The organism is Erwinia sp. V71 (genome assembly GCF_965644245.1).
Taxonomy (GTDB): Bacteria; Pseudomonadota; Gammaproteobacteria; order Enterobacterales; family Enterobacteriaceae; genus Erwinia.
Genome location: NZ_CBFFRK010000047.1, coordinates 1 through 12,981, shown reverse-complemented (window position 1 = coordinate 12,981; position 12,981 = coordinate 1). Strand labels below are relative to the sequence as shown.

Here is a 12,981-nt window from a genome sequence, read left to right as displayed (position 1 = left end):
AGCATGTTCATATGGCTACAATTCATGTAGACGGTAAAGAATATGAAGTCGATGGCGCAGATAACCTGCTGCAGGCATGTCTGTCGCTCGGCCTTGATATTCCTTATTTTTGCTGGCACCCGGCGCTGGGCAGCGTTGGGGCTTGCCGCCAGTGTGCGGTGAAGCAATTCCAAAATGCCGAAGACACCCGCGGTCGTCTGGTCATGTCGTGTATGACTCCGGCGTCTGACGGCACCTTTATCTCGATTGATGACGGTGAAGCGAAAGAGTTCCGCGAAAGCGTGGTGGAGTGGCTGATGACCAACCACCCGCACGACTGTCCGGTGTGTGAAGAGGGCGGTAACTGTCATCTGCAGGATATGACGGTGATGACCGGCCACAGCTTCCGTCGCTACCGCTTCACCAAACGTACCCACCGTAATCAGGATCTCGGACCGTTTATTTCTCACGAAATGAACCGCTGTATCGCCTGTTACCGCTGCGTGCGTTACTACAAAGATTATGCCGACGGCAAAGATCTGGGCGTCTATGGCGCGCATGACAACGTCTACTTCGGTCGCCCGGAAGATGGTGTGCTGGAAAGCGAATTCTCCGGCAACCTGGTGGAAATCTGCCCGACCGGCGTGTTTACCGATAAAACCCACTCCGAACGCTACAACCGTAAATGGGATATGCAGTTTGCCCCGAGCATCTGCCAGCAGTGCAGCGTCGGCTGTAACACCAGCCCGGGTGAACGTTACGGCGAACTGCGTCGGGTCGAAAACCGTTATAACGGTACGGTCAACCACTACTTCCTCTGCGACCGTGGTCGTTTTGGCTATGGCTACGTCAACCTGAAAGATCGTCCGCGCAAACCACAGCAGCGCCGTGGCGATGACTGGGTAACGCTCAATGCCGATCAGGCTCTGCAGAGCGCAGCCGATGTGCTGCGCCAGGCGAAGAAAGTGATCGGTATTGGCTCACCACGCGCCAGCGTCGAGAGCAACTTTGCGCTGCGCGAGCTGGTGGGCGCGGAAAACTTCTCTACGGGTATCCCGGCGGGTGAGCAGGCGCGTCTGCAACTGATGCTGAAAGTGCTGCGCGAAGGTGGTATCCGTACCCCGGCGTTGCGCGAAATTGAGAGCTACGATGCGGTACTGGTGCTGGGTGAAGATTTAACCCAGACCGGCGCGCGCGTGGCGCTGGCGGTACGTCAGGCGGTGAAAGGCAAGGCGCGTGAAATGGCAGCGGCGCAGAAAGTCGCTGACTGGCAGATCGCGGCCATCCTGAATATCGGCCAGAACGCCAAACATCCGCTGTTTGTGACCAACGTTGATGAAACCCGTCTCGATGATATCGCCGCCTGGAGCTACCGTGCGCCAGTCGAAGACCAGGCGCGTTTTGGTTTTGCCATCGCCCATGCACTGGATAACAGTGCTCCGGCCGTCGGTGAAATCAGCCGCGACATGGCGGGTAAAATCGATGTCATCGTGCAGGCCTTGGCCGGTGCGAAGAAACCGCTGATTATCTCCGGCACCCACTCTGGCAGCCAGGCGATGATTGAAGCGGCCGCTAACGTGGCGAAAGCGCTGAAAGGGCGTGGCTCAGATGTCGGTATCACGTTGCTGGCGGGCGCGACCAACAGCGTCGGTCTCAGCATGATCGGTGGCAATACGCTTGATGCCGCGCTGGAAGAATTAGCCAGCGGTGCTGCGGATGCGGTGGTGGTGCTGGAAAACGATCTCTATCGCCAGGCACCCGCGGCGCAGGTCGATGCTGCACTGCACAATACACCGAACGTGATTGTTATCGATCATCAGCGTACCGCTACGCTGGATAAAGCCGGTTTGGTCCTCTCCGCTGCCAGCTTTGCTGAAAGCGACGGCACCGTTGTCAACCAGGAAGGCCGCGCGCAGCGTTTCTTCCAGGTTTACGATCCGGCCTATTACGACACCAGTGTGGAAATGCTGGAAAGCTGGCGCTGGCTGCATGCGCTGCACACCACGGTGGAAAGTCGCACCATTGACTGGACACTGCTGGATCATGTGATTGACGCCACGGCGGTCGCCCTGCCACAACTGGCCGCAATTAAAGAGGCGGCACCTGATGCCAGCTTCCGTATTCGTGGTCAGAAACTGGCGCGTTCTCCGCACCGTTCCAGTGGCCGTACCGCGATGCGCGCCAATATCAGCGTGCATGAACCGCGTCAGCCGCAGGATAAAGACACCATGTTCAGCTTCTCCATGGAAGGGAACAACAACCCGCTGGCCGACCGTCAGCAGATTCCGTTCGCCTGGGCGCCAGGCTGGAACTCACCGCAGGCATGGAACAAGTTCCAGGCGGAAGTGGGTGGCAAGCTGCGTCACGGTGACCCGGGTGTACGTCTGTTCGAAGCCGGAGAAGGTCAGCTGCCATGGTTTGACCATGTCCCGGCCGCCTTTAGCGGCAGTGATAACCAGTGGCGTGTCGCGCCTTACTACCACCTGTTTGGTAGCGAAGAGATGACGCAGCGTTCTGCAGTGATCCAGCAGCGTATGCCACAGCCGTATGTGATGGTAAATCCGGACGATGCCGCCCGCCTTGGGGTGAACGCGGGTGCTGCCGTCGAGTTCAGCTGTGCCGGTCAGACGCTGCGTCTGCCGGTTCGTTTCTCCAGCACCTTACAGGCAGGGCAGGTGGGCTTACCCATCGGTATGCCGGGTATTCCGCCGTACCTTTCCGGCGCGAATATTGACAATCTGCAGGAGGCAGCGCAATGAGCTGGTTAACACCGGAACTGATCGACATTCTGCTGGCAGTCATCAAAGCCGTGGTCATTCTGCTGGTGGTGGTGATCTGTGGCGCCTTTATGAGCTTCGGCGAACGCCGCCTGCTCGGTCTGTTCCAGAACCGTTACGGACCTAACCGTGTCGGCTGGGGGGGCTCGCTGCAGCTGGTCGCCGATATGCTGAAGATGTTCTTTAAAGAGGACTGGATCCCGCCGTTTACCGACCGGGTGATCTTCACACTGGCGCCGATGATTGCCTTCTGTTCGCTGCTGCTGGCCTTCGCCATTGTGCCAGTCAGCCCGACCTGGTCGGTCTCGAACCTCAATATCGGTTTGCTGTTCTTCCTGATGATGGCCGGCCTGGCGGTGTACGCCGTGCTGTTTGCTGGCTGGTCGAGCAACAACAAATACTCCCTGCTGGGTGCGATGCGCGCCTCGGCGCAGACGCTGAGCTACGAAGTGTTTCTCGGCCTGTCGCTGATGGGCGTGGTGGCGCAGGCGGAGTCGTTCAATATGAATGACATCGTCAACAACCAGGCGAATCTGTGGAATATCATCCCGCAGTTCTTCGGCTTCGTGACCTTTGCGATCGCCGGTGTGGCAGTGTGTCACCGCCATCCGTTTGACCAGCCGGAAGCCGAACAGGAACTGGCCGATGGTTACCACATCGAATATTCCGGCATGAAGTTCGGTCTGTTCTTTGTCGGTGAATATATCGGTATCGTCACCGTGTCAGCACTGATTGTGACGCTGTTCTTCGGTGGCTGGCACGGCCCGTGGCTGCCACCGGTTATCTGGTTTGCGCTGAAGACCGCCTTCTTCATGATGATGTTTATTCTGATTCGTGCTGCGCTGCCGCGTCCGCGCTACGACCAGGTGATGTCTTTTGGCTGGAAAGTGTGCCTGCCGTTGACGCTGCTGAACCTGCTGGCGACCGCCGCAGTGATTCTGTACAACGCGCAGTAAGGGGTTAATAACCATGACATTAAAAGAAATAGTGGTTGGTTTTGCGACCCAGGTACGCAGCATCTGGATGATCGGGATGCATGCGTTTGCCAAACGTGAAACGCAGATGTATCCGGAAGAGCCGGTTTATCTGCCGCCGCGTTACCGTGGCCGTATCGTGCTGACGCGCGATCCTGACGGCCAGGAGCGTTGTGTGGCCTGTAACCTGTGTGCGGTCGCCTGTCCGGTGGGCTGTATCTCGCTGCAGAAAGCCGAAATGACCGATGGCCGCTGGTATCCGGAATTCTTCCGTATCAACTTCTCGCGCTGCATTTTCTGTGGCCTGTGTGAAGAAGCCTGCCCGACCACCGCGATTCAGCTGACCCCGGATTTCGAACTGGGTGAGTTTAAGCGTCAGGATCTGGTGTATGAGAAAGAAGACCTGTTGATTTCAGGGCCGGGTAAATATCCGGAATATAACTTCTACCGCATGGCGGGCATGGCGATCGAAGGGAAAGACAAAGGCGACGCGGAAAACGAAGCCAAACCTATCGACGTCAAAGGCTTGTTACCTTAAGGAGCCAGGCATGGAATTTGCATTTTATATTTGTGGACTGGTGGCGGTGCTGACGACGTTGCGCGTCATCACCCACACCAATCCGGTACATGCGTTGCTGTACCTGATTATCTCGCTGCTGGCGATTGCTGGCGTGTTCTTCTCGCTCGGCGCGTACTTCGCCGGGGCGCTGGAGATTATTGTCTATGCTGGCGCGATTATGGTGCTGTTCGTGTTCGTGGTGATGATGCTGAACCTCGGCAAAGCGGTGCAGGAGCAGGAGCGGAAATGGCTGCAGCCTTCACTGTGGATTGGCCCGGGTCTGGTCGCCGCGCTGCTGCTGGCGGTACTGGTGTATGCCATCAGCACAGTTAACGATCAGGGCATCGATGGCACCATGATTGATGCGAAAGCGGTAGGTATTGCGCTGTTTGGTCCTTACGTACTGGCGGTCGAACTGGCATCAATGCTGCTGCTGGCGGGTCTGGTGGTGGCGTTCCACGTCGGACGTGAAGATCGTCGCGGTGAGGTGCTGAGCAACCGTCCGGGCGATAGCGCACAGAGAAATCAGGAGGAACAAGCATGATCCCTCTGCAACATGGACTTATTCTGGCGGCGATCCTGTTCGTTCTCGGACTGACCGCGCTGGTGATGCGTCGCAACCTGTTGTTTATGTTAATTGGCCTCGAAATCATGATTAACGCCGCAGCGCTGGCGTTTGTGGTGGCGGGAAGCTATTGGGGACAGGCCGATGGTCAGGTGATGTATATCCTGGCGATCAGCCTCGCGGCGGCAGAGGCCAGTATTGGTCTGGCATTGTTACTGCAGCTCCATCGTCGTCGTCAGACGCTGAACATTGACACAGTAAGCGAGATGCGCGGATGAACCTTCTCTACTTAACTATTCTGTTCCCGCTGATTGGCTTCCTGCTGTTGGCATTTTCCCGTGGTCGCTGGTCAGAGAATCTCTCTGCGGCGATTGGTATGGGGTCGGTCGGTCTGGCTGCGCTGGTGACGATTTTCGCTGGCGTGGACTTCTTTAATCACGGCCAGCAGCCGTTTGTTCAGGCGCTGTGGACCTGGATGAGCGTCGGTAACTTCAATATCGGCGTGAATCTGACGCTTGATGGCCTGTCACTGACCATGCTGTCTGTGGTGACTGGCGTCGGCTTCTTTATCCATATGTTTGCCAGCTGGTATATGCGCGGGGAGGAGGGCTATTCGCGCTTCTTTGCTTATACCAACCTGTTTATCGCCAGTATGGTGGTTCTGGTGCTGGCGGATAACCTGTTGCTGATGTACCTCGGCTGGGAAGGGGTGGGGCTCTGCTCTTATCTGCTGATCGGTTTCTACTACACCAACCCGAACAACGGCGCGGCGGCGATGAAGGCCTTTATCATCACCCGTGTCGGCGACGTGTTCCTCGCGTTTGCTCTGTTTATTCTTTATCAGGAACTGGGCACACTGAACTTCCGCGAGATGGTGGAACTGGCACCTGCGCACTTTGCTGCTGACAACCATATGCTGCAATGGGCGACGCTGATGCTGCTGGGTGGTGCGGTCGGTAAATCGGCGCAGCTGCCGTTGCAGACCTGGCTGGCGGATGCGATGGCGGGTCCAACCCCGGTCTCCGCACTGATCCACGCCGCGACCATGGTGACCGCGGGCGTGTATCTGATTGCCCGTACCCATGGCCTGTTCCTGCTGACGCCGGAAATCCTGCATCTGGTGGGTATTGTTGGTGCGGTGACGCTGGTACTGGCGGGCTTTGCCGCACTGGTGCAGACCGATATCAAACGTGTACTGGCTTATTCGACGATGAGTCAGATTGGCTATATGTTCCTCGCGCTGGGTGTCCAGGCATGGGATGCGGCCATTTTCCACTTAATGACCCATGCGTTCTTTAAAGCCCTGCTGTTCCTCTCATCCGGTTCGGTGATCCTTGCCTGCCACCATGAGCAGAACATTTTCAAAATGGGCGGCCTGCGCAAGAGTATTCCGCTGGTGTATGTCTGCTTCCTGGTGGGCGGCGCGGCGCTGGCGGCATTGCCACTGATTACCGCAGGCTTCTTCAGTAAGGACGAAATCCTGGCGGGTGCCTGGGCGAACGGCCATATCAATCTGATGGTAGCGGGCCTGGCGGGCGCGTTTATGACCTCGCTGTATACCTTCCGCATGATCTTTATCACCTTCCACGGTGAAGAGAAAATTCATGCCCATGCCGGTAAAGGCATTACGCACCATCTGCCACTGATTGTTCTGCTGATCCTCTCCACCTTTATTGGTGCACTTATTGTGCCACCATTGCAGGGCGTATTACCGGACACCACCGAGCTGGAGCACGGCAGCGTGCTGACGCTGGAAATCGCCTCTGGCGTGGTGGCGGTTGCCGGGATCCTGCTGGCCGCTGCACTGTGGCTGGGCAAACGCACGCTGGTCAGCAGCATCGCCAGCAGCCCGGTGGGACGCTTCTTCAGCACCTGGTGGTTCGCTGCCTGGGGCTTCGACTGGCTGTACGACAAGGTGTTTGTTAAACCGTATCTCGGTGTTGCGTGGCTGCTGAAACGCGATCCGCTGAACGGTCTGATGAACATCCCGGCTGTGCTGTCGCGCTTTGCCAATAAAGGGCTGGTGGTCAGCGAAAACGGTTATGTACGCTGGTATGTCGCCTCAATGAGCATCGGTGCCGTGGTGGTACTGGCGCTGCTGGTGGTGATTTAAGGTGTGAGAGCGGGGTGATGCAGAGTCGTCACCCAGGCAAAAGAATTTTGAAAATATACCCCCGTATAAATGGGCGTTATCGGCGAAGCGAGTTTGGTTACCGCCAGCGCACAGCAACCGGAGCATACTTTAGTATGTGAGGATTGCGAGCACTGCCGGGAAGCAAACTCGTGAGTAAGATAGCCCAAACGGGCTAATAAAGAAGGGAAACCCCGCCATGTTATTGCCTTGGCTTATTTTGATACCCTTTGTTGGTGGCTTGTTGTGTTGGCAGTTTGAGCGTTTTGGCACCCGAGTGCCGCGCTGGATCGCGCTGATCACCATGGGGCTGACGCTGGTGTTATCACTGCAACTCTGGTTGCAGGGTGACTTTTCGTTGTCGCAGGCTGCTGGCCTGCCGCAATGGCAGTCCACGTTCTCCGTGCCGTGGATCCCGCGCTTTGGCATCAACTTCCATCTGGCGCTCGACGGCCTGTCGTTGCTGATGGTGGTGCTGACTGGCCTGCTGGGTGTGATGGCGGTACTCTGTTCCTGGAAGGAAATCGAGAAATATCAGGGCTTTTTCTACCTTAACCTGATGTGGATCCTGGGTGGCGTCATCGGCGTGTTCCTGGCCATCGACATGTTCCTGTTCTTCTTCTTCTGGGAAATGATGCTGGTGCCGATGTACTTCCTGATCGCGCTCTGGGGTCATAAGGCGTCCGACGGTAAAACCCGTATCACCGCCGCTACCAAATTCTTTATCTACACCCAGGCCAGTGGTCTGGTGATGCTGATTGCCATTCTGGGGCTGGTCTTCGTGCACTACAGCGCGACCGGCGTGTGGAGCTTCAACTATGAAGTGCTGCTGAAAACCCCGATGTCGCACGGCGTGGAATACCTGCTGATGCTTGGCTTCTTTATCGCTTTCGCGGTAAAAATGCCGGTCGTACCACTGCATGGCTGGCTGCCGGACGCACACAGTCAGGCACCGACTGCCGGTTCTGTGGATCTCGCGGGCATCCTGTTGAAAACGGCGGCCTACGGTCTGCTGCGCTTCAGCCTGCCGCTGTTCCCGAATGCCTCCGCCGAGTTCGCACCGATTGCGATGTGGCTGGGGATTATCGGTATCTTCTACGGCGCATGGATGGCGTTCAGTCAGTACGACATCAAACGCCTGATTGCATACACCTCGATTTCCCATATGGGCTTCGTGCTGATTGCTATCTATACCGGCAGCCAGCTGGCGTTCCAGGGCGCAGTGGTGCAGATGATTGCTCACGGCCTGTCGGCAGCGGCGCTGTTTATTATCAGTGGCCAGCTGTATGAGCGTATGCATACCCGTGATATGCGCCAGATGGGTGGCCTGTGGGGCCGTATCAAATGGCTGCCGGGTCTGTCGCTGTTCTTTGCGGTGGCGAACCTTGGGATGCCGGGCACCGGTAACTTCGTCGGTGAGTTTATGATTCTGGTCGGCAGCTTCCAGGTCGCGCCAGTGATTATTGTCATCGGTACTTTTGGTCTGGTGTTTGCCTCGGTCTACTCACTGATCATGATGCAGCGTGCCTGGTACGGTGCGCCAAAGTCTGATGAACCGTTACCGGGAATGAACCCGCGCGAATTCCTGATGATTATGGTGCTGGTGGTTCTGCTGGTGTTGCTGGGGGTTTACCCGCAACCGATCCTGGACACCTCACATGCTGCGATGAGCAATATTCAGCAGTGGTTTACCGCTTCAATTTCAACTACAAGGCCGTAATTCGCCATGACAATAACTCCTCAACATTTGATCGCGCTGCTACCGCTGTTGATCGTCGGATTGACGGTGGTGGTTGTGATGCTGTCCGTTGCGTGGCGACGCAACCACTTTGTCAACGCTACGCTGACGGTGGTCGGTCTGAATATTGCGCTACTGTCACTGTTCTTTGCCGCTAACGCGGGTGTGAATGATGTCACGCCACTGCTGCGTGTGGATGGTTACGCCATTCTGTATACCGCGCTGGTACTGATGGCCAGTCTGGCAACCTGTACCTTCGCCTATCCATGGCTGCAGGGGTATACCGATAACCGCGAAGAGTTCTACCTGCTGGTGATGATTGCGGCTCTGGGCGGCATTGTGCTGGCCAGTGCGAACCATCTGGCGTCACTGTTTATTGGTATTGAGCTGATCTCGCTGCCGCTGTTTGGCCTCGTGGGTTATGCTTTCCGCCAGAAACGTTCGCTGGAAGCGGCGATCAAATACACTATTCTGTCGGCCGCGGCGTCCTCGTTCCTGCTGTTTGGTATGGCGCTGGTGTATGCCGATTCCGGTAACCTGAGCTTTGTCGCACTGGGTAAAAGCCTGAGCGACAACATGCTGCACCAGCCACTTCTGCTGGTGGGACTGGGTCTGATGATTGTTGGCCTCGGCTTTAAACTGTCGCTGGTGCCATTCCATCTGTGGACGCCGGACGTTTATCAGGGCGCGCCAGCGCCGGTTTCATCGTTCCTTGCCACCGCCAGTAAAATCGCCATCTTTGGCGTGGTGATGCGCCTGTTTATGTATGCACCGGTCACCGACAGCGAAGCCGTGCGTACCGTGCTGGCGTTGATCGCCTTCGCGTCGATTCTGTTCGGTAACCTGATGGCGATTTCGCAGAGCAATATCAAGCGTCTGCTGGGTTACTCCTCTATCGCCCACCTCGGTTACCTGCTGGTAGCGCTGATTGCGGTACAGACTCATCAGCTGTCGCTGGAAGCGGTAGGGGTTTACCTGGCCGGTTACCTGTTCAGCAGCCTTGGCGCCTTTGGTGTAGTGAGCCTGATGTCCAGCCCGTACCGTGGTCCGGATGCGGATACCCTGTACTCATATCGCGGCCTGTTCTGGCACCGTCCGATTCTCTCGGCGGTAATGACGGTGATGATGCTGTCACTGGCCGGTATCCCAATGACGCTGGGCTTTATTGGTAAGTTCTATGTGATCGCCGTGGGTGTTAACGCGCATCTGTGGTGGCTGACGGCTGCCGTGGTGCTGGGCAGTGCGATTGGTATCTACTATTACCTGCGTGTGGCGGTCAGCCTGTACCTCAGCCCGCCAGAACTGCTGCAGCGCGATACACCGGCCAACTGGGCATTCACTGCCGGTGGTGTGGTGGTGCTGATTTCAGCGATTCTGGTGCTGCTGCTCGGTCTCTATCCACAACCGCTGATTCATCTGGTACAACTTGCGCAGCCGTTGATGTAACGGTTAGACGCTGGAAGAGAAAATCAGGCCTTCGTGGCCTGATTTTTTTTGCTGAAAATTTCACTTATGCACATTTTTTGCGCCTGCTCTCTTTCCCGTTACTGGCTTATTGCTAGTGTGAAAATCATTCGATGGGTTGCCGGAGACGCGACGTGATTAGATTAATTTTTCTGCTCGTCGGTGCGCATGTGCTTAAGTCCCGCTGGGTGCTGATGGCGTTATTCGGTCTGTGCTGGGTTATCGTGGGGGCGGCTGTTCTGTGCGATATTGCTGCCGACGGACGCCTTTCCGTCCCGCTTGATGTGCTGGCGCTGCTGCTGATTGTTGAAGGCGTGGTGGAGATTGCCGCCGCGCTGATCATGGATATCCGGGTGTACTGGCCAGGGGTCTGGAAAGGGGGAAGCTTTTTGCTGATCGCTTTCCTGGTGTTTGACCTGCCATGGGATAACAATATTTTTGCCTCACTGCTGTTTGGCCTCGTATTTCTGGGCGATGGGCTGTTCCGTATCGCCTCTGCTGCCGTGCTGCGCACGGTGAAATGGCGGCGGGAGGTGATTGTTGGCGTGACAGAGATTGCACTCAGTATGCTGATTTTCAGCAACTGGCCGTTCCATCACCATATTACCGTGCCGCTGTGTTTCTCTTTGCTGTTACTCAGCTCGGGCGTCTCACTCATCCTGATGGCGCGCCAGATTTTGCTGCTACCGGAAAATACTTCGGTGATGTCGCTGCCGTTGTTTACCCGCCGCGGTTTACGTCGCTGGCACGGCGCAAACTACCTGCATCCTCCTTTCCCACCGCAGAGACAGCTGCTGGCGCTGACCGTTTTTGTCTGGACGCCGCTGGGCTCGGCGACGGTCATTGAGCGCCGTCGGGTGATTGATCGCTATATTGCCGCCGTGGATCACAATGGTGTTATCTCCACCGGACATATCTCATTGCAGCTGCTACCTGATCTCTATATCAGCCAGTATCCGCAGGAGGATATTGACCGTGACAGCCGTGATTTCCGCGCCATGCTGCGTTCCGGTGAGGAGAATGATATGGCCGGGCGTTTTCTCCATTCGCTGGAGGAGGAGATTGCCGACTGGTGTGCGCCGGACCAGCAGGTGCAGTTCACCCGCTATAACGCGCAGGCTCTGCATCACTTCTGGCAGATGTACTCTGCCGATAACACCTATAACCTGACGTCACGCAACTGCTCATCAACCGTGATCCAGGCGCTGGATGTGGCGATCGAAGGGGCGATGGGGCATCTTTTCTTACCGGCGGTGCGGCTGTTTTTTGATCCTAATTTCTGGCTGCTGGGGCTGGTGCGCGGGCGGGCGGAAGAGATGACCTGGACGCCCGGTCTGGCGCTGGATTATGTCCGTCTGCTGAAAGCGGTGGTCGAACCTGGTTACAGCCGCGCCTGGCACAAGCGGCTGCAAAACGCGCTGGCGATGCGACGCATCGTGCTGAAACGGGCAGCAAAACCACCGACAGAGGATAGCGCCAGTGAGCGCTGAATGGCGCGCGAAAATCGCGGTGATTGCGACCGTCACCATTTTTGGTTTGACCTACGGGCTGAGTGCGCCGCTGATTGCCCTGACACTGGATCGCCGTGGTTACAGCGAGGCCTTTATTGGCGTCAATGCGGCAATGCATGCTCTGGGGGTACTGGTGATTGCACCGGCATTGCCCTGGCTGTGTCGCCGTTTTTCCCCACGTGCGCTGATGCTGTGCGCGCTCGTGGCCAGCGCAGTATTGCTGATGCTGTTTCCCTGGACGCCGGTTGCCAGCTGGTTTTTGCTGCGCCTGCTGCTCGGTATGGCGTCGGAGGTGATGCTGGTGGTCACAGAAACCTGGCTGAATCATGCGACGCAGGAAGCGCATCGGGCAAAAAATCTGGCGCTCTATACCGCGATGTTGTCGCTGGGATTTGCACTGGGACCGCTGATCCTGAGCTGGCGTGGCACTGGCGAGCGGACTTTTGTCCTCGGCGGGGTGATAACGTTGCTGGCTGCGCTGCTGATACTGGCAACCCGTCTCAGTGCGATGGTGGATGACGCGCAGGTGAACCGTTCATGGCTGGCATGGCTGCAACTGATGCCGCTGGCGCTGGCAGCAACCGTGCTGAATGCTGCGCTGGAGTGTGCCGGGATGAATCTGTTGCCACTGTATGCCATCAGCCTTGGCTGGCGTGAAGCGGATGCCACATCGCTGATTGCGATTTTGCTGCTGGGGGCGATTGTGTTGCAGTTACCGGTGGGCTGGCTGGCGGACCGTCTTAACCGGCGCAGGCTGGTTGTCATGCTGGCGGTATTATCGACGCTGGGGGCGCTGGTGTGGCCGCTGGCGCTGCAGCAGCTGTGGCTGGCGCTGCAGCAGCTGTGGCTGGCGCGCGCACTGTTGTTTATCTGGGGGGGTGTGTTTGTTGGCATTTATACGGTGGTGATGACGCTAATTGGTCAGCATTTTCGTGGTGCCGAGCTGGCTGGCGCTTACGCCATTCTGTCGGTGGGCTGGGGAGCGGGGGCGCTGCTGGGGCCGATGCTGGGTGGGATGGCGATGTCACTCACGATGCATGGTTTACCGCTGCTGGCTGCCCTGCTGTGCGGGTTATTCAGCCTATTTGCCATGGTTTCAGCGCCTGATAAGGTGTAACGGGTACAGGCTTTTAGCGCAGAACGCGGTATAGTATCCGCGATGATTCAACTCTGGGGGCGGCGAAATGGACCTGATATGGCAGGATGTACGCGAATTCAGATAATAAGTGCAACGCTTGGTCATGTGGATGGAGGGACGGTTAGCTACCGATAAGCTATCCTGC

The 12,981-nt window shown here is 57.1% G+C and carries 10 protein-coding genes; all 10 read left to right on the top strand.

Going from position 1 to position 12,981, the window contains the following annotated elements:
• Positions 1-11: 11 nt before the first annotated feature.
• The 10 genes from nuoG to ACSZO1_RS11735 all read left to right on the top strand — a co-directional run bounded on the left by nuoG (position 12) and on the right by ACSZO1_RS11735 (position 12,815).
• Complete coding sequence (nuoG, locus tag ACSZO1_RS11780) at positions 12-2,738, top strand: NADH-quinone oxidoreductase subunit NuoG (protein WP_437612730.1); 2,727 nt, start codon at positions 12-14, stop codon at positions 2,736-2,738.
• Positions 2,735-3,712 carry an NADH-quinone oxidoreductase subunit NuoH gene (gene nuoH, locus ACSZO1_RS11775; protein ID WP_437612728.1) on the top strand — a complete coding sequence of 326 codons (978 nt, stop codon included), beginning with the start codon at positions 2,735-2,737 and terminating at the stop codon, positions 3,710-3,712. Before nuoG ends, nuoH begins: the two co-directional genes overlap by 4 nt.
• 13 nt (positions 3,713-3,725) lie before the next feature.
• On the top strand, positions 3,726-4,268 hold the full coding sequence (nuoI, locus tag ACSZO1_RS11770; RefSeq protein ID WP_437612726.1) for an NADH-quinone oxidoreductase subunit NuoI: 543 nt from the start codon (positions 3,726-3,728) through the stop codon (positions 4,266-4,268).
• A 10-nt stretch (positions 4,269-4,278) separates the two neighbouring features.
• Positions 4,279-4,833 (top strand): NADH-quinone oxidoreductase subunit J, encoded by a 555-nt coding sequence (gene nuoJ, locus ACSZO1_RS11765; RefSeq protein WP_437612725.1) that lies wholly within the window; start codon positions 4,279-4,281, stop codon positions 4,831-4,833.
• Positions 4,830-5,132: an NADH-quinone oxidoreductase subunit NuoK gene (gene nuoK / locus ACSZO1_RS11760; protein ID WP_437612723.1), complete on the top strand. Its 303-nt coding sequence runs from the start codon at positions 4,830-4,832 to the stop codon at positions 5,130-5,132. Before nuoJ ends, nuoK begins: the two co-directional genes overlap by 4 nt.
• Positions 5,129-6,967 carry an NADH-quinone oxidoreductase subunit L gene (nuoL, locus tag ACSZO1_RS11755; RefSeq protein WP_437612721.1) on the top strand — a complete coding sequence of 613 codons (1,839 nt, stop codon included), beginning with the start codon at positions 5,129-5,131 and terminating at the stop codon, positions 6,965-6,967. Before nuoK ends, nuoL begins: the two co-directional genes overlap by 4 nt.
• Positions 6,968-7,184: 217 nt before the next feature.
• The gene (gene nuoM / locus ACSZO1_RS11750) at positions 7,185-8,705 is read left to right on the top strand and encodes an NADH-quinone oxidoreductase subunit M (RefSeq protein WP_437612719.1); all 1,521 of its coding nucleotides are present in this window, start codon (positions 7,185-7,187) and stop codon (positions 8,703-8,705) included.
• A 6-nt stretch (positions 8,706-8,711) separates the two neighbouring features.
• A complete protein-coding gene (nuoN, locus tag ACSZO1_RS11745; protein ID WP_437612717.1) occupies positions 8,712-10,169 on the top strand; it encodes an NADH-quinone oxidoreductase subunit NuoN in 1,458 nt (485 codons plus the stop codon).
• Positions 10,170-10,321: 152 nt separating this feature from the next.
• Positions 10,322-11,677, top strand: coding sequence for an HdeD family acid-resistance protein (locus tag ACSZO1_RS11740; protein ID WP_437612715.1), 1,356 nt, complete (start codon positions 10,322-10,324; stop codon positions 11,675-11,677).
• Positions 11,667-12,815 (top strand): MFS transporter, encoded by a 1,149-nt coding sequence (locus ACSZO1_RS11735; RefSeq protein ID WP_437612713.1) that lies wholly within the window; start codon positions 11,667-11,669, stop codon positions 12,813-12,815. Before ACSZO1_RS11740 ends, ACSZO1_RS11735 begins: the two co-directional genes overlap by 11 nt.
• Positions 12,816-12,981: the final 166 nt, after the last annotated feature.